The organism is Pedobacter sp. CFBP9032 (assembly GCF_034045265.1).
GTDB lineage: Bacteria > Bacteroidota > Bacteroidia > Sphingobacteriales > Sphingobacteriaceae > Pedobacter.
The window spans coordinates 58764-76350 of the sequence record NZ_JAXCWE010000007.1; the positions used below are offsets into that span (position 1 = coordinate 58764).

General features: G+C 38.3%; 14 protein-coding genes. 10 read left to right on the forward strand and 4 right to left on the reverse strand.

Going from position 1 to position 17587, the window contains the following annotated elements; all coding sequences use genetic code 11:
• Window positions 1-103 precede the first annotated feature (103 nt).
• Genes SOM16_RS14330 through SOM16_RS14340 form a run of 3 tightly spaced genes read right to left on the reverse strand, consistent with a single transcriptional unit; the run spans window position 104 to window position 2262 of the window.
• On the reverse strand, window positions 104-892 hold the full coding sequence (locus tag SOM16_RS14330) for a hypothetical protein (RefSeq protein WP_320464681.1): 789 nt from the start codon (window positions 890-892) through the stop codon (window positions 104-106).
• Between the two features lie 25 nt (window positions 893-917).
• Complete coding sequence (locus SOM16_RS14335; protein ID WP_320464682.1) at window positions 918-1736, reverse strand: alpha/beta hydrolase-fold protein; 819 nt, start codon at window positions 1734-1736, stop codon at window positions 918-920.
• 58 nt (window positions 1737-1794) lie between these two features.
• Complete coding sequence (locus SOM16_RS14340; RefSeq protein ID WP_320464683.1) at window positions 1795-2262, reverse strand: DUF4293 domain-containing protein; 468 nt, start codon at window positions 2260-2262, stop codon at window positions 1795-1797.
• Between the two features lie 222 nt (window positions 2263-2484).
• Here SOM16_RS14340 and SOM16_RS14345 point away from each other — a divergent pair, with 222 nt between their 5' ends.
• The 7 genes from SOM16_RS14345 (at window position 2485) to rlmF (ending at window position 12733) form a co-directional block, all read left to right on the forward strand.
• Window positions 2485-4974, forward strand: a complete 2490-nt coding sequence (locus tag SOM16_RS14345; RefSeq protein ID WP_320464684.1) for a prolyl oligopeptidase family serine peptidase — start codon at window positions 2485-2487, stop codon at window positions 4972-4974.
• Between the two features lie 72 nt (window positions 4975-5046).
• Window positions 5047-5817 carry a tRNA pseudouridine(38-40) synthase TruA gene (truA, locus tag SOM16_RS14350; RefSeq protein WP_320464685.1) on the forward strand — a complete coding sequence of 257 codons (771 nt, stop codon included), beginning with the start codon at window positions 5047-5049 and terminating at the stop codon, window positions 5815-5817.
• 574 nt (window positions 5818-6391) lie between these two features.
• Window positions 6392-8161, forward strand: a complete 1770-nt coding sequence (locus SOM16_RS14355; protein ID WP_320464686.1) for an ABC transporter ATP-binding protein — start codon at window positions 6392-6394, stop codon at window positions 8159-8161.
• A gap of 52 nt (window positions 8162-8213) precedes the next feature.
• Window positions 8214-9239, forward strand: coding sequence for an isoaspartyl peptidase/L-asparaginase (locus SOM16_RS14360; protein ID WP_320464687.1), 1026 nt, complete (start codon window positions 8214-8216; stop codon window positions 9237-9239).
• Window positions 9236-10072 carry a cyanophycinase gene (locus SOM16_RS14365; protein WP_320464688.1) on the forward strand — a complete coding sequence of 279 codons (837 nt, stop codon included), beginning with the start codon at window positions 9236-9238 and terminating at the stop codon, window positions 10070-10072. Before SOM16_RS14360 ends, SOM16_RS14365 begins: the two co-directional genes overlap by 4 nt.
• Window positions 10073-10093: 21 nt before the next feature.
• The gene (dctA, locus tag SOM16_RS14370) at window positions 10094-11338 is read left to right on the forward strand and encodes a C4-dicarboxylate transporter DctA (RefSeq protein WP_320464689.1); all 1245 of its coding nucleotides are present in this window, start codon (window positions 10094-10096) and stop codon (window positions 11336-11338) included.
• A gap of 399 nt (window positions 11339-11737) precedes the next feature.
• Window positions 11738-12733, forward strand: coding sequence for a 23S rRNA (adenine(1618)-N(6))-methyltransferase RlmF (gene rlmF, locus SOM16_RS14375; RefSeq protein WP_320464690.1), 996 nt, complete (start codon window positions 11738-11740; stop codon window positions 12731-12733).
• A 127-nt stretch (window positions 12734-12860) separates the two neighbouring features.
• Here rlmF and SOM16_RS14380 read toward each other — a convergent pair whose 3' ends face one another.
• The gene (locus SOM16_RS14380) at window positions 12861-13283 is read right to left on the reverse strand and encodes a cupin domain-containing protein (protein WP_320464691.1); all 423 of its coding nucleotides are present in this window, start codon (window positions 13281-13283) and stop codon (window positions 12861-12863) included.
• Between the two features lie 254 nt (window positions 13284-13537).
• On the opposite strand from SOM16_RS14380, the gene sucD reads away from it, so the two are divergent.
• The 3 genes from sucD (at window position 13538) to SOM16_RS14395 (ending at window position 17360) form a co-directional block, all read left to right on the forward strand.
• Complete coding sequence (sucD, locus tag SOM16_RS14385; RefSeq protein ID WP_320464692.1) at window positions 13538-14410, forward strand: succinate--CoA ligase subunit alpha; 873 nt, start codon at window positions 13538-13540, stop codon at window positions 14408-14410.
• A gap of 755 nt (window positions 14411-15165) precedes the next feature.
• Complete coding sequence (locus SOM16_RS14390) at window positions 15166-15558, forward strand: GxxExxY protein (protein ID WP_320464693.1); 393 nt, start codon at window positions 15166-15168, stop codon at window positions 15556-15558.
• 1298 nt (window positions 15559-16856) lie between these two features.
• Window positions 16857-17360, forward strand: a complete 504-nt coding sequence (locus tag SOM16_RS14395; protein ID WP_320464694.1) for a methionine-R-sulfoxide reductase — start codon at window positions 16857-16859, stop codon at window positions 17358-17360.
• The last annotated feature ends 227 nt before the right edge of the window (window positions 17361-17587 follow it).

A 17587-nucleotide genomic window follows, 5' to 3' on the forward strand; every position in this document is an offset into this window, starting at 1 on the left:
TGGTATTTTAAGGGTAGAAGGTTAAATAGTTTTTAATGGTAATGAATTGAAAATAAGGCGATAAGCATTTTAGTAGGTAGTTAACTTCGATTCGAAGGTTTAATTAGTGTTTTTCGATCTCAATACCCGCTAGGGTATGCCTAAAAATAGGTTCGCATTTTTCTTTACAGCAGGCATAAAAATGACCGTGTTTCCAGAAATTTGACTTTGGTGATTGTCCCCACCAGAATTCTGCCAGTGCAATTGGCTTCATTTTGTGCTGAAAAGCATACTGTAAAAGTTTTGGCGCCGCACATTCGCCTGCGCCAGCAGGAGGTTTTTTGTAGCCAGCATTTGCGAAAATCTCTGTTAAGCTTTTTTCTTCACCCGCCAGATTTAAAAAATGATAATGTTCAAAAATCTGATCTTGCAAAGCAATGGAATGGGCTTTACGCTGTGCTTTCAATCTGTCGATTTCTGGTTTTTGTTCCGGCTGGTCTTGATCTTCCAGTGTGCTGATCAAAAGATTCATCCGGGTAAGTTTTTCCATCCCAATATTAAGAAAGCTATTCTCAGTGAGTAAATCGAAAACGGGGGGTACGAACCGCTGATGTTGGTTACTGCCTGCTAATTTTCCGGAGAAGGCCGAAAGATAGCCAACATCGCCGGTTTGATTTTGAACCACCAATACGCCAAACATTTTACCAATTACTGCACCTTCATTGTGATTGGATAAGCCAAAATTATGAACCCAATCGGTTTGATTAGCTAAATAAGCTTGCAGTTGCCTGGCTGCCAGCAAACACAGTGGATGAGGTTTCGTGACCATTAAACTGAATTTTTTCGAAACAGTTTCCCGGGCGATCACTTCATCGAAAGGTGTGAAATAAGGATCTATAGCGTTTTCAGGCATGAACTGCGGCGTTTAATCATTATTGTTATTTACGACTGTTTTTGAACAACCAGTTTGGGAGTTCTTCCCCTAAAAAAGAAGTAGAAAATACGTTGTTATGGGCCAGGTTATCTAATTCCCAGAAGCGGGTTTTATGTTGATTGCTTACTTCTTTATAAAATTGTTCATCACTGGCGAATGGATTTTCAGTATCTATATTTCCATGGATAATCCAAAGAGGAATGCTTGCTAGTGTAGCGAGCTGGTCAAATTCAGGGATTCCAGAAATACTGATGCCTGCTGCAAATAAATCAGGTTTTAATGCCATTGCATTAATTGCGGTAGAGGCGCCCATCGAAAAGCCGACCACATAAATTCTTTTCTGGTCGATATTAAGTGTTTTTTTTAAGCTGTCAATTAGCTGTAATGCGGAGTTTAGACAGGGTTGAGGCTTTGAGGTCAGCAGATTTCTTTTTTGATCTAATGAATAGTTTGATGACCGGGAGGGAAACTGTGGCGCCAATACGTAAGCCGGGTATTTCACCTGCGTTTCATCCATTGCGAAAAGCTTAGGCAAAATTCCTATCTGATTAACGTTGTCAACTCCAATTGCATTTGAACCATGAAAGAAAACAATTAGCGGAAGTTTTTGTCCACTTAGATTTAAAGGCTTAAACAGCCGGTAGGCAATTGCAGGATTAGAAGTGCCTTTGAATAAGCCTCTCTCAAACTTTTCTAACCGAACACTTTTAATTGCTGATATTCTATTATTTAGCAGAACTGAATCAGAGCGTTGCGCAATTTTGGTTTTTCCAAAATTTGAAATTCTGTTGCTGCACGCAGAGGCCAAAAGCAATACGATCATCAAAAAATGAGTATAACGGTTAGATAGAGAAAGCATCGGTTCGGGCTTAATAGATGAATTACCTCAATCTCTCAGCCGAACGAATTAAACGCTCATCTTTATTAATGCCGAAAATCGCTAAAACAATAAAGAGAATCGCAGCTGCTGGTAAATAGGCACCGACGCCAAAACTTGCACCCTCAATGCCGCCAGGAAGTTCCTTAGCGTATACACTGCACCAGAAAGCAAAACCAATAATGGCCAGGATGGTGAAAACGGCCAGGCGTTTTTGTAGCGTTCTCCTTTTGAAAAAAAAGATGTTTACAAAACACAGTATAATCAATACAATATTGGTAATAAGCAAGGGCAAAAATACTTCGGCCCTTAACCCCGTTCCACTTTTTCCTGTTAAGATATGATGTGATCCGCTGGTATAAATAATCCATTCAGAACCATCAGCCACCTTCGTTACAAGAGGTAAAAACATCATCAGAATGAGAACAAGGGTTGCCAAAAAAAGCCAGATAGATTGTATGCGTTGTATCATGGTTAAAATTAAATTATAATGGGCAATTATAGGGATTCTTATTTAACCTTTAAAAAACATTTTCTTATTTATTAATCATTTCATTCACATTCTCAAAATTAATATCTTTGGTTTTATACGCTTAAGCACACCAGCAAAATTTACCATTAATTATTATTCTTAATTGGATTTGGTTTAAAAAGCCAGAATTGTAATACCTTAATCATCTATATAAAACGTTTTATGTTTAAAACAACTCTTTTGTTATTAGCGCTTTTTATTGCAAGCACCGGATTCGCACAGGATACACTTAAATTTGAGAAAGCCCTTACTGTAGCGAGCGGTAGTCGTTATGGCCGTGAAGCAATCTATACAGACGCTCTTGCCTGGCAAATGGCTAACGGAAAGTTGAAAGTGCCTGAAGAGAATGGTGAGTTTGGATTAGGTACTAATGGTAAAATGGTTTTATGGAAACCTATTATCGCAGATAAGAATGGACGTTTCAGGGCATTTTCAGGAAGAGGTACACAAACAACTAACAATCCATTTTTAAATCCTGGAAGTGTAGATAGAGGCTCAGACTATATTTACATTACTTACACCGCTCCTGAAGCAAGAACTGCAATTTTAAATGTGGTGGGAGGAAATAGTCTTTTTTTCAATGGCATTCCCCACATGGGCGATCCGTATGCTTCGGGTTATATGAACATTCCGGTTCAATTAAAAAAAGGGATGAATCAACTTTTTATAAGGGGTGCCAACGTATTACCGGTGCTCATATTAAATGATAAAAAGGTGTTAATTCATACCGATGATGTTACTGTTCCGAATATGGTAATTAGTCAATCTGATAAAATATTAAAAGGCGCCTTAACTGTTACCAACACATCTTTAAAAGATCTGGAGAATTTAACTTTTAATACCATTCTGAATGGTGCTGTTCGTAAAGTAGCCATTCCCAGAATTCCTAAATTAAGCATGAGAAAGGTGATTTTTGAATTTGATACCCGTGGAATAATTAAACCAGGTAATTATAATTTAGCATTACAACTCCTTATTGGAAAAGATATAGCAGATCAAAAGGGAATCGTTGTTGAAGCAGTTGAGGCTTCCTCAAGCTACAAGCAAACCTTTGTCAGTCAAATTGATGGGAGTTTGCAATATTTCGCAGTAACCCCTCAACTCGGCGGTTGGAAAGCCAATTCAGCATTGTTCCTATCTGTACATGGAGCCGGAGTAGAAGCAATTGGTCAGGCAAAGGCCTATAAATCTAAAGACTGGGGTACCGTGGTTGCTGCCACTAACCGCAGGCCCCGGGGGTTTAACTGGGAAGACTGGGGCAGGCAGGATGCACTGGAAGTTTTGGCGCTGGCTAAAGACCAATTTAAACCAGCAAAACAAAAAATTTATCTTTCAGGACACTCCATGGGCGGACATGGCACGTGGTTTCTGGGAGCAACCTATCCAGATCAATGGGCCGCTATTGCGCCGGCAGCAGGATATGCATCGCTGAAAGATTATGGTTCTGCAGATGGAAAAATTCCTGACAGCAGCAAAAATGTGGTAGAAAAAATGTTGTTGAGGGCAGGTAATCAAAGTGATGTACCCAAATTGGTTAGCAATTATAAACCTTTGGGAGTGTATATCTTGCATGGCGACGCTGATCGCGTGGTTCCGGTTTCTTATGCCAGGCAGATGAGGAAGTTGCTGGGCGATTTTCATCGTGATTTTAGTTACTATGAATATCCAGGTGGTGAGCATTGGTTTGGCGATCAAAGCGTGGATTGGCCCCCGTTGTTCGATTTTTTTAAATGGCATACCATCGCCGCTGATACCGCAGTAAATCATATCGATTTTTTAACTGCCAGTCCTGGGATTTCTGCCACTTACCGTTGGGCAACAATATACCAACAAGAGCAGCCATTAAAATATAGTCGCATAATATTGAATCGGGATAAAAAACAATCATTGATTACAGGCACGACGGAAAACGTTGCCGTTTTGAAGATGGCCTTAAATGATTTTGCATCCAACCAGAAAGTAAAAATAACTTTGGATAGTTTGCCAGCAATAGATTATCTCACGAAAACAGCAATGGATACCATACTGCTTGAAAAAAGAGATCAATCCTGGAAAGTGATATCCAGCATCAGTCAGGAAGATAAAAAACCCGGTCGATCAGGTACTTTCAAAGAAGCTTTCAATCACCACATGGTTTTTGTGGTGGGCACAAAGGGTACGGATGAGGCTAATATGGAAAATTCAGATAAAGCTAAATATGATGCCGAAAGTTGGTACTACCGAGGTAATGGAGCAGTTGATATTATAACAGACAAAGCATATTCTCCAGCGAAATATAAAGGCCGCAACATCATCCTGTTTGGAAATGCAGATAATAATTCGGCCTGGCATAAATTATTAAATGATTGCCCTATCCAGGTAACCAATACACAAATAACGGCTGGCAACAATAGCTGGAAAGGTGATGATCTGGGTGCATACTTTATCTGGCCTCAAAAAAATACGCATCTTTTAATTGGTGTAGTGGCAAGTACAGGCTTGAGCGGTATGAAATCCGCCTACGCAAATCAATATTTTGCTGGTGGAAGCGGATTTTCGGATTATATGATATTTTCATCAGATCTTCCGAAAGAGGGGGCTAACGGTATTAAAATGGCTGGCTTTTACAATAATCAATGGAAGCTTAATGAAACGAATGCAGCGAAGCCCTAATCTTTTTTGTTACGAAGAAATGTACTGCGCTTTAGTCTTAAATCACAAGGAAAAAAGTATTTTTGCAGCGTTTTGATCAGAAAAAGATACTTTATCCAAATCGCTTACGATGGCAGCTTATATCATGGCTGGCAAATTCAACCTAACGCAATTACTGTACAAGAATTGTTAGATAAAGCGATGTCAACAGTTTTTAGGCAGCCAATAGAAACTTTGGGTTGCGGTAGAACCGATGCAGGCGTACATGCAAAAGACTTTTATGCACATTTTGACATTGTTGATGCTGATGAAATGAAGGTTTTGAGTTCCATTGGAGGAATCAATGCACTTTTACCTTATCAAATTGCAGCGAAACAAATTATTCCGGTTCATGAGGATGCGCACGCCCGGTTTGATGCCACCTCCCGGGCTTACGAATATTATGTTCATTATGAAAAAGATCCTTTTAAACTTAACCGATCCTGGTTAGTAAAAGATAAACTGAATGTGGAAGCAATGAATGAGGCAGCAGCTTTGTTGTTAAATTATACCGATTTCTCTTGTTTCAGTAAGTCTAACACGCAAACCTTCACCAATAACTGTAAAATTGTTAAAGCTGTTTTTGAAGAAATTGATGGAGGTTTGGTTTTTACGATCCAGGCAGACCGCTTCCTGCGGAATATGGTAAGGGCCATTATGGGTACTTTGGTTCGCATCGGCAAAAATGAAATTAGTTTAAAGGATTTTGAATCCATTATAGAAAGTAAAAATCGGAGCAACGCCGGTCAGTCAGTGCCTGCCTGTGGGTTGTATTTAGTGAAAATAGAATACGCATATGTTAAAATGAATAGAATTAGAGAATGATAGAATGTATAATAGCGATCTCCCATAACATTCACTCATTCACTCATTCAAAACTCACTCATTAAAAGAATTAGAGAATTAGAGAATGATTGAATTATAGAATGGCAACACTCACTCATTATAAAAATTAGAGAATGATAGAATGTGTAATAGCGATCGCCCATAACATTCACTCATTCAAAACTCACTCATTAAAAGAATTAGAGAATGATTGAATTATAGAATGGCAACACTCACTCATTATAAAAATAGAGAATGATAGAATGTGTAATAGCGATCGCCCATAACATTCACTCATTCAATTATTCAATCATTACAAAAATTAGAGAATGATAGAATGTGTAATAGCGATCGCCCATAACATTCACTCATTAAAAGAATTAGAGAATGATTGAATTATAGAATGGCAACACTCACTCATTATAAAAATTAGAGAATGATAGAATGTGTAATAGCGATCGCCCATAACATTCACTCATTCAATTATTCACTCATTACAAAAATTAGAGAATGATAGAATTATAGAATGGCAACACTCACTCATTCAAAACTCATTCATTCAAAATTAAAAAAAATGGCAGTAACAGGCGACGTATATAACACAGGATTACTGAAACGTATTTTTCAATATGTAAAGCCTTACCGTGCTATTTTTGTTTGGTCAGTAATTTTGACGGTTATGTTGGCGGCGATTTCCCCTGTACGTCCATTTTTAATTAAATATACGCTTGATCATTACATTCTTGAAGGAGAATACGGTGGTTTGGTAAACATGACCATGCTAATGATTTTTATGCTGGTTTTGCAGACGCTGATTCAATATAATCACACGCTTTTGACCAACACCCTCGGGCAATCTGTAATCCGCGATTTAAGAATCAATGTATTTAACCACATCACCAAACTTCGTTTAAAGTTTTTTGATCAGACACCCATCGGGCAATTAATCACCCGAACGGTATCGGATTTAGAAACCATCGCTGATATTTTTTCGGAAGGACTTATTTCCATGATTGGCGATTCCCTGCAAGTGGTGGTAATTGTAGGGGTAATGCTTTATACCGATTGGGAATTAAGCTTAGTGGTACTTTTGCCTATCCCATTATTAATTATCGCGACAAGGAAGTTCCAGAAAGCGATTAAAGTTTCTTTCCAGGAAATTAGAAATGAGGTTTCCAACCTGAACACTTTCTTACAAGAGCATATTACAGGTGTTTCTATCGTACAATATTTTGCCCGGGAAAGACAGGAGTACAAAAATTTTTATGCTATTAATAAACGCTATCGCGATGCGAACATTCGTTCGAACTGGTATTATTCTATCTTTTTTCCAGTAGTAGAATTAATTTCGGCAATGTCTTTAGGCTTGTTAATCTGGTATGGCGCAAAAAGTATTTTGGCTCATCCGCTCGATGTAACGCCAGGCACAATTACACAGTTCATTATTTATCTGGGGATGGTTTTTACACCGATCCGCCAGCTTGCAGATAAATTTAACACCCTGCAAATGGGAATGGTTGGTGCTGAACGCGTTTTTAAAGTGTTAGATACCCAAGAAACCACACCGAATGATGGACATCAAAAACCAGAAAAACTGGCAGGAAATATCGAATTTAAAAATGTTTGGTTCGCTTATAACGAAGATCATTATGTGTTAAAAGATCTCACCTTTGAAGTTAAAGCAGGCGAAACGGTAGCCCTTGTAGGTGCAACTGGTGCAGGAAAATCATCAACTATCAATATTTTAAATCGCTTTTATGAAATAGGGAAAGGGAAGGTTACGGTGGATGGAATCGAAATTCAGGATTTCGATTTAGACTATCTAAGGGGCCATATCGCTACTGTGCTGCAAGATGTCTTCCTTTTTTCAGATACTATATTAAATAACATCACGCTTAATAACCCGGAGATTAGCATAGAGGAAGTAGTTAATGCAGCGAAGAAGGTAGGCGCGCATGAATTTATCGAGCGTTTGCCCGGTGGTTATCAGTATAATGTGATGGAAAGAGGTGCAACGCTATCTGCCGGACAAGCGCAGTTAATTTCCTTTATCCGTGCATTGGTACATAATCCCGCTATCCTGGTGTTAGATGAAGCTACCTCATCAGTAGATACGGAAACGGAGCTACTGATTCAAAAAGCGATTGATAATTTAATGGAAGGCAGAACTTCCATTGTGATCGCCCACCGATTATCTACCATTCAGAAAGCCAATCTAATTATCGTGTTGGATAAAGGCGAGATCAAGGAAAGGGGAACGCATCAGCAGCTGCTAAAATTAAACGGCTACTATAAAAAGCTTTACGACCTGCAATTCTCATCTGGCGGGATTGCAAAGGTTTAATTACATACTATTACGAGGGAATTTCTTAATTTAACATCTTCAAACCTGGAAGATGAAAATACTCAGATTAACAGCCATCGTGCTGATCTCGCTCCTTACCCTAAATGTTGCTGCGCAGCAGAAGAAATACGTGATGGTTATTCACGGTGGCGCCGGAACCATTTTAAAAAAGAACATGACACCGGAGAGGGAAGCTGCATACATTGCTGTTTTAACTCAGGCCTTACAAGCAGGCTACGCAAAAATAAAAGATGGAAAAACCAGTCTGGATGCTGTGGAAGCAACTATTCATATACTGGAAAACGATCCGCATTTTAATGCAGGTAAAGGTGCCGTATTTACTCATGATGGTAAAAACGAGCTCGATGCAGCCATTATGGATGGAAAAACACTTATGGCTGGTGCTGTTGCCGGTATAACTTCCGTAAAAAATCCAATTTCTGCGGCTCGTGCCGTAATGGAAAAATCTGAACATGTGATGATGGTTGGCGCTGGTGCTGATCAGTTTGCTAAAGATGCAGGCCTGGAAATTGTAGATCCAAAGTATTTCTGGACAAAGGAGCGTTGGGATGGTTTGCAACAAGCCATTAAAGATGATTCCACGAAAGCAGTTTTAGATCATGGAAGCAAAAAGTCTGAACTCTTAGGTTCCAAAAATCATGATTATAAGTTTGGTACGGTTGGTTGCGTGGCTTTAGATCAGGCCGGAAACCTTGCTGCCGGAACCTCTACAGGTGGTATGACCAATAAAAAATATGGTCGTGTGGGCGATGCGCCGATTATTGGTTCAGGAACGTATTGCAACAATGAAACTGCTGGAATTTCCTGCACAGGTTGGGGTGAGTTTTACATCAGAAATGTAGTAGCGAAAACCATTTCCGATTTAATGGAATATAAAGGCTTATCGGTAACTGAAGCATCAAAAATTGCATTAGATAAAGTTGGCAAAATGGGTGGCGACGGTGGCCTGATCGCCTTAGATAAAAAAGGAAATATGACCATGCCATTCAACACTGAAGGAATGTACAGAGGCGCAATTACTGCAGATGGCAAGATTGAAGTGAACATTTATAAATGATGAGGAAGCTAAATCTATTCCTCATTTTTCTCTCCTTGCCTTTCTTTCTACAGGCACAAAGCAAAGGCAATCTATTCATCATTGGCGGCGGAAATCGTTCTGACGAACTGATGAAGCAGATGTTAAATACTGCTGGCTTTAATGCTAAGGACTATATTGTTGTTTTGCCAATGGCGAGTGAGATTCCTGATGTTGGATTTAAAATCTTTGCAACACAAATACAGAAGCTGGACAATCGATTAATTAGAAATTTTAATTTTAGTAAGCATGATGTCAATGATCAGGAATGGATTGACTCGCTTGCCTCGGCAAAACTCATCTACATATTGGGTGGTGACCAAAGTAGATTTATGAAATCTGTGTTAAATACTCCTGTTTATGCGGCCATCCATAAAGCTTATAAAAATGGTTCAACCATCGCCGGAACTAGTGCCGGAGCTGCGGTAATGAGTACGTTTATGATCACCGGTACGCAACTGCTCGATACGGTTTATAGAGAAACATTTAATAAGCTTTGGGATAAAAATATAGCGTTTGCCGAGGGCTTGGGTTTGCTCCAAAATACCCTTATCGATCAGCATTTTTTGAAGCGAAACCGCTATAATCGCTTGATATCAGCCTTGGCTGCACATCCGGATTTGGTAGGTGTTGGAATAGATGAAGGTACAGCAATTATTGTGCATGGTAAGAAGGCAACCGTTGCGGGGGATAGTCAGGTGATTAGAATTGCTGCACCAAAAAACCTAAAGAAAACAGACCGCAGACTAATAAAATTTACGCAGGCTGAATTTGGTATTTTTACTTCAGGTGATGTCATCGATATTAAGCCATAATTCCAAATTTAAAACATTACAATGAAATCAATTATATCCAATTTAACCTTCCAGGTGTTAGTCGCCATTACGATTGGGATTCTGGTTGGAGCGTATTTTCCCGGCTTTGCGCCATCAGCAAAGCTAATTAGTCAGGGTTTTATAAATCTGATTAGTATGTTAATTGCGCCAATCATTTTCTTTACCATCGTGTTGGGGATTGCACACATGGGCGATATGAAAAAGGTTGGCCGGGTAGGCGGCAAAGCTTTATTATATTTTGAAATTGTAAGTACAGTTGCCATTGCTGTAGGGTTACTGGTTGCCAATATCCTTAAGCCTGGTGCGGGCGTGGTAGCAAAAACCGGTGATGCTGGAAAGATTACTGGTTATGCTGAACAAGCAAAGGATATGAATTGGGCAGAGTTTTTTCTGCACATTATTCCGCATAACATCATTGCGTCTTTCGCTGAAGGCAACATATTACAGATTTTGCTGTTCGCCATATTATTTGGCTATGGATTAAACAAGCTTGGTAGTGAAGGGGCTTCAGTGTTGAATGCGTTTGATAAAATTTCAAAAGTTCTGTTTAAAATTATGAAAATAATTATGCGGCTGGCACCAATTGGCGCTTTCGGTGGTATGGCTTATAGCATTGGTACGCACGGGTTACAGAGTATTTTCGGAATGGCAAAATTAATGGGATCTGTATATTTAACTTGTATCCTCTTCATCTTTGTAATCCTGAATGGGATTTGCAGATACTATAAATTCAGCCTCTGGCAATACCTGAAATATATCCGCCAGGAAATTTTAATTGTTTTGGGAACTTCCTCTTCAGAATCGGCCTTACCAAGTATGATGCAAAAAATGGAGGCAATTGGCTGTGATAAATCTGTTGTTGGTTTGGTTATCCCTACAGGATATTCTTTTAACCTGGATGGAACGGCTATTTATCTGGCGATGTCGGTCATTTTTCTTTGTCAGGTGTTTCATGTTGATTTATCACTCGGACAGCAAATAACGGTTTTAGGTGTGCTAATGGTAACTTCCAAAGGGGCTGCTGGTGTTACCGGAAGTGGGTTTATCGTTTTGGTTTCTACATTGACAGCATTGAAGATTATGCCGATAGAACACATTTCAATCCTGATTGGCGTTGATCGTTTTATGAGTGAAGCCCGTGCAATTACTAATGTGATCGGGAACGGAATCGCAACCATCGTAATTGCTAAAAGCGAAAATCAGTTTGATGAAGCAAAGTATAAGCAAGCTGTAATGGAGCGCTAGCTTGAGTTTAGCGTTATTACTTGGGCGTTTTAAACGCAGAACCCAGTGCAATAGATTTTAAGATGGTTTTGAAGTTATCAGTTTAATGTGTTGGTGCTCCACAAACTCAACGATTAATACTTTTATTCCGACAAATCCGACAAAAAGTTTAAGATGCTTTGCAACTTCAAGCCCAAAACTTACAGCCCTAAATTCCGAAATCCAGGCATCTTCTTTTATATGCACAATGTCTAAGGCGCTTTGCAACTTTTAGCTTTTAGCTTTTAGCTTTTGACTTTCCGCTTTCTGCTTTTAGCTTTCAACTTTCAACTTTCAACTCCATACCCCAAACTCCCAACTCTTTTACCTACCTTTGCGGCAGAAACATGCACACAGCTTGTTTAATTAATTTAGATCACCTTGGCTCAAGCAGAACAAAATAATCGCAAAGAAAAAAGCGAGTTACACCCACGCAACAAACACCGTTCGCGTTACAATTTCAAACAACTTATCTCTACTTCAAAAGAATTAAAGCGTTTCGTTTTCAAAAATGAACATAACGATGATTCCATTGATTTTGCTGACCAAAATGCAGTAAAAGCGTTAAATCGGGCACTATTAAAGTATTTTTACAATATCGCTCAGTGGGATATTCCTCAGGATTTTCTTTGTCCGCCTATTCCTGGCAGGGCAGATTATATTCATTATGTTGCCGATCTTTTAGGTTCGAGCGCGAAGGGTAAAATTCCAAAAGGAAACAAATTAAATGTACTTGATATTGGAGTAGGGGCAAACTGCATCTATCCGATTATTGGTCATCAGGAATACGGCTGGAACTTTGTTGGTTCTGAAATTGATCCGCTTTCGGTAGATTCAGCGAAACGTATAATTGAAGCGAACAAGGAATTACAAGGTAAAGTAGAAATCCGTCAGCAATCTTCGAAAATGGGGATTTTCAGGGGTATTGTTGGTGCAAAAGAACGTTTTGATGCCGTAGTGTGTAATCCTCCATTTCATTCTTCATTAAAAGAAGCAGAGCAAGGCACACGTCAGAAATGGCGTAACTTGGGTGGAAATGAAAAAGAAGTAAAACACGTTTTAAACTTCGGTGGTAACAAGGCAGAACTTTGGTGTCCGGGTGGTGAGCGTGCATTTGTAGAACAGATGATTATTCAAAGTGCTCAGATTAAAGATCAGGTGCTGTGGTTTACTTCACTGGTTTCGAAAAGTGCAAATTTAAAAAGTATCTATGGTGCGCTGGTAAAAGCCGATGCGTTTGAAGTGCGTACAGTGCAGATGAGCCAGGGTCAAAAAATAAGTCGCTTTGTAGCGTGGACTTTTCAGGATGATGACGCGCAGGCTGAATGGGCAAAGGGATGGAAGAATAAGTCTGAAATAGAAAGTGTGAAGTCTTAAGACGAAAGTCTGAAGTTGACTAATATCTTATAAGTAAGCCGGATTGATTCAAATTAATCCGGCTTTTTTAGTAAAAATGTTGCAGATTGTTCTCAGCCGATCAATAACGTTTTACATCTAAGCCCACTTATTTTCTTTCATAAACAATCATGATCACCAGATCGTTATCCGGGTTTGGAGCGATTCCATGAGAACTTCCGGGCCGGGTTAAAATGGCATCGCCTGGTTTAATAGCAAAGGTTTTGCCATTCATTTGCATCTTTCCATAACCACTGAGGATGTAATAAATTTCATCTTCTTTTTGCAGGTGATAGCCGATGGAAGAGCCAGGTTTCAAAATTCTTTTCTTAAACACGGTTTTGAGGTTTTTAACCTCGCTGAAGAAATTAAAGCCAATCGTTTCGCCTCCACCATTGTGCGTTCCAGCTTCTTTTTTTGCTACATTAATATCATTCTGTAGCATGTACCTGGTGGTATCAGGAGTTTGCGCCTTAGCTCCAATACTCAGCAAGCTGAAAAAGACTATGGTAATGGATATTTTGGATTTCATAAAAATTAATTTTAACAAGGTATTTCTTCTTTGTTGCTTCAGCTTCCGTTCATGTTTTTTAAAGTTACTAAACCCTGAAAAATAAAACACTGGCAGGCTTGGTAACTTTACATAAAAAGATCGAGTAGCAAAGCAAGGTTACAGTGGGTCATAATGCAATTCCTTACATTTTCCTGAAAAAACGCCATAAATAATATGCTTTTAGGTTTGACTTTCCACTCCAAAATATTAGATTTGCACAAAAAAATTGATACATGAGCGTTTTAGTAAATAAAGATTCTAAGGTTATCGTTCAGGGTTTTACCGGAAACGAAGGAACTTACCATGCAGAGCAGATGCTGGCCTATGGTACAAACGTAGTTGGTGGTGTAACCCCTGGCAAAGGTGGGCAATTGCATTTAGAGAAGCCTGTTTTTAATACTGTTAAAGATGCTGTTGATCAAACAGGAGCGAATGTATCTATCATTTTCGTGCCACCAGCTTTTGCTGCTGATGCGATTATGGAAGCTGCCGAAGGTGGTATTAAAGTGATTGTTTGTATTACTGAAGGTATCCCGACTAAGGATATGATTCAGGTAAAAGAATATATTACCGGCCGTGATGTTACTTTGATTGGCCCTAACTGCCCGGGTATCATTACCGCAGATGAAGCTAAAATTGGTATCATGCCAGGTTTCATTTTCAAAAAAGGTAACGTAGGTGTGGTTTCTAAATCAGGAACTTTAACTTACGAAGCAGTGGATCAGGTGGTTAAAGCTGGTTTAGGTATTACAACTGCTATCGGTATCGGTGGTGACCCAATTATTGGTACGCCAACTGTTGAAGCGGTTAAATTATTAATGAACGATCCTGAAACACATGGTATCATCATGATTGGTGAAATTGGCGGTGGAATGGAAGCTGAAGCGGCACTTTGGATTAAAGAACACGGTACTAAGCCTGTTGTTGGATTCATCGCTGGTCAAACTGCACCTGCGGGACGTAGAATGGGTCATGCTGGTGCGATTGTAGGTGGTGCTGATGATACAGCTGCAGCTAAAATGAAGATTATGGCTGAGTGTGGTATTCGTGTGGTAGAAAGTCCAGCAGAAATTGGTGCTGCCATGGCAGAAGAATTAGCAAAATAAGCATTTAAAAATTTCTTTATAGAAAAGCGTTTCGATTAAGTTCGGGACGCTTTTTTTGTTATAGGCCACGGAAACACTAAAAGCACGGAATGAAAAAAGGGAAAACTAAGTTTAATTTTATGAAGTAGCTTGTAATTTATTGCCACGGAAACACTAAAAACACGGAAAGAAAAAAGGAGAACCAAGTTTGAACTTTATGAATAGTTTGTAATCATTTGCCACGGAAGCACTAAAGGCACGGAATGAAAAAAGGGAAACTAAGTTGAATTTTGGTGAAGTAGTTTGTAATTATTGCGACGGAAGCGTTAAAAGTACGGAAAGAAAACAGCTGAAATCAAGTTTGAATTTTATGAAGTAACTTGTAACTAATTGCCACGGAAACACGAAAAACACGGAATGAAAAAAGGGAAAACTAAGTTTGAATTTTATGAAGTAACTTGTAAATAATTGCCACGGAAGCACTAAAGGCACGGAAAGAAAAAAAAGGGAAAACTAAGTTTGAATTTTATGAAGTAACTCGTAAATAATTGCCACGGAAACACGGAATGAAAAAAGGGAAAAATAAGTTAGATTTTTATGAAGTAGTTTGTAGTTATTTGCCACGGAAGCACTAAAGGTACGGAAAGAAAAAAGGGAAACCAAGTTGAATTATTATGAAGTAGCTTGTAATTATTGCCACGGAAGCAATAAGAGCACGTAAAGAAAAAGGGAAAATATTTTAATTTTTTTAATTAGTTTAGGCTAAAATTATCAGTATGAATTATGAAATAAAACAAGATAATTTTCCCTATAAAAATGAAACTGATTTAATTATTAATGCTGCGATTGAAGTTCACAAAGATTTGGGTTGTGGTTTTCTTGAAATTGTTTACAAAGATGCTCTTTGTATTGAATTTGAAAGTCGAGGGCATTATTATGAGCGAGAAAAACTCTATCCTGTTTATTATAAAGATATTATATTGCCGCATAGCTTTTATGCAGATTTTATAGTTTTTGATTCAGTTATATTAGAAATCAAATCTAAAAAAGGAATTGCTGACGAAGATCTTGCTCAAACAATTAATTATTTAAAATGCTCTGACTGTAAAATAGGTTTAGTTTTAAATTTTGGCAAACCAACTTTAGAAATTAGAAGAGTTGTTTTTTAAAATAATTCTTCTCGTAAAATCATACTCCGTGCATTCTGTGTTTCCGCGGCAAACTATTTAATCGCTATTCTTACCATTTAATTATGTTTTCTTTAAATCATTCTCCGTGGATTCTGTGTTTCCGTGGCAAATTCTTTATTCGCTATTCTGCTTTTTGATTACTTTTTTTTAAATCATACTCCGTGGATTCTGTGTTTCCTTGGCAAGCTCTTTATTCGCGATTTTTTCCTTTTGATTAAGTTTTTTCTTTAATTCCTACTCCGTGGATTCTGTGTTTCCGTGGCAAACTATTGATGACTTTGCAGTGTAATTTTTCCTTCAAATCATGTTCCGTGGATTCTGTGTTTCCGTGGCAAGCACTTTAACCGCTATGCTTTCCTGTTGATTAAGTTTTTTCTTTAATTCATTCTCCGTGGCAAACTCTTTATTTGCTATTCTTTCCTTATGATTAAGTTTTCTTTAAATCATGCTCCGTGAATTCTGTGTTTCCGTGGCAAGCTCTTTATAGGCTATTCTTGCCTTACGATTAAGTTTTTCTTTAAATCATACTCCGTGAATTCTGTGTTTCCTTGGCAAACTCTTAACCGCTATTCTTGCCTTACGATTAAGTTTTCTTTAAATCATTCTCCGTGGATTCTGTGTTTCCGTGGCAAACTCTTAACCGCTATTCTTGCCTTACGATTAAGTTTTTCTTTAAATCATTCTCCGTGGATTCTGTGTTTCCGTGGCAAGCTCTTTATAGGCTATTTTTGCTTTTTGATTAGTTTTTTTCTTTAAATCATGCTCCGTGAATTCTGTGTTTCCGTGGCAAACTCTTTATTCGCTATTCTTGCTTTTTGATTAGTTTTTTCTTTAAATCATGCTCCGTGAATTCTATGTTTCCGTGGCAATCTCTTTAACCGCTATGCTTTCCTGTTGATTAGTTTTTTTCTTTAATTCATTCTCCGTGGATTCTGTGTTTCCGTGGCAAACTCTTTGTTCGCTATTCTTGCTTTTTGATTATTTTTTCTTTAAATCATATTCCGTGCATTCTGTGTTTCCGTGGCTAGCTCTTTAATCGCTATTCTTTCCTTTTGATTAAGTTTTTTCTTTAATTCGCACTCCGTGGATTCGGTGTTTCCGTGGCAAACTCTTTAATCACAATTTTTGCCTTTGTGGTTAAGTTTTTCATTGAAATCACCGGTCGTGGATTCTATATCTTCCGTGCAAAAACTTCCTTCTTTATCATTCCTTTGTAAACACTCCTTAGAAACTTCAAACCAACAAACCAAATCAAAATCTATAGCGTATATTGATATATGAAAACGATGTTAAATAAACTATTTTTGATCTCTGCTGTTGTTTTAATAACAGGACTTTCCGCTTGTGCACAGAAGCAGGAGAAGAAAGAAACAAAGCAGGCGCAGCAGTCAGAAAATATCATACCGAAAAAGAAAATGAACTGGAATCCATTAACACCCGAAGAAGAGAGAGTAATTGTAAATAAAGGAACAGAATATCCTGGTACAGGTAAGTACGAACACACCACAGATAAGGGCACATATACTTGTAAAAGATGTAATGCACCCCTTTATCGATCGGAAACTAAATTTGATGCACATTGTGGCTGGCCGGCATTTGATGATGAAATTAAAGGTGCGGTAACGCGGATTCCGGATGCAGATGGATCCCGTACGGAAATTGTTTGTACAAATTGTAAAGCACATCTAGGTCACGTTTTTATAGGCGAAGGATTTACCAATAAAGATACACGTCATTGTGTAAATTCGATCTCTATGAATTTCGTGCCAGATAAAAAATAAGGTGGGTATAGTTGGGTTAGGTAGAGGCGTACAGCGAAAGTTGTACGCCTTTTTTTATCATTTATTTTGTTGATTATTTTTATGGGTTTAAAGGTAAACGAGCGGCGAAAACGAACTTATTAACACGTTATATTTCGGTAGTTTTCACCCCGTAAATCTGTCAAGTTTTCCACAAATTGCTGATTATAAACTAAATGCTTATATTTGCTGGCTCGATAAAGAAATTT

What these genes read in the sequence shown, in the direction of transcription:
- SOM16_RS14380 (WP_320464691.1), bottom strand. Translation starts at nt 13,283, where the DNA reads ATGAAATCCAAAATATCCATTACCATAGTCTTTTTCAGCTTGCTGAGT.
- SOM16_RS14355 (WP_320464686.1), top strand. Translation starts at nt 6,392, where the DNA reads ATGGCAGTAACAGGCGACGTATATAACACAGGATTACTGAAACGTATT.
- SOM16_RS14340 (WP_320464683.1), bottom strand. Translation starts at nt 2,262, where the DNA reads ATGATACAACGCATACAATCTATCTGGCTTTTTTTGGCAACCCTTGTT.
- SOM16_RS14395 (WP_320464694.1), top strand. Translation starts at nt 16,857, where the DNA reads ATGAAAACGATGTTAAATAAACTATTTTTGATCTCTGCTGTTGTTTTA.
- dctA (WP_320464689.1), top strand. Translation starts at nt 10,094, where the DNA reads ATGAAATCAATTATATCCAATTTAACCTTCCAGGTGTTAGTCGCCATT.
- SOM16_RS14345 (WP_320464684.1), top strand. Translation starts at nt 2,485, where the DNA reads ATGTTTAAAACAACTCTTTTGTTATTAGCGCTTTTTATTGCAAGCACC.
- SOM16_RS14335 (WP_320464682.1), bottom strand. Translation starts at nt 1,736, where the DNA reads ATGATCGTATTGCTTTTGGCCTCTGCGTGCAGCAACAGAATTTCAAAT.
- SOM16_RS14360 (WP_320464687.1), top strand. Translation starts at nt 8,214, where the DNA reads ATGAAAATACTCAGATTAACAGCCATCGTGCTGATCTCGCTCCTTACC.
- SOM16_RS14330 (WP_320464681.1), bottom strand. Translation starts at nt 892, where the DNA reads ATGCCTGAAAACGCTATAGATCCTTATTTCACACCTTTCGATGAAGTG.
- SOM16_RS14365 (WP_320464688.1), top strand. Translation starts at nt 9,236, where the DNA reads ATGATGAGGAAGCTAAATCTATTCCTCATTTTTCTCTCCTTGCCTTTC.
- sucD (WP_320464692.1), top strand. Translation starts at nt 13,538, where the DNA reads ATGAGCGTTTTAGTAAATAAAGATTCTAAGGTTATCGTTCAGGGTTTT.
- SOM16_RS14390 (WP_320464693.1), top strand. Translation starts at nt 15,166, where the DNA reads ATGAATTATGAAATAAAACAAGATAATTTTCCCTATAAAAATGAAACT.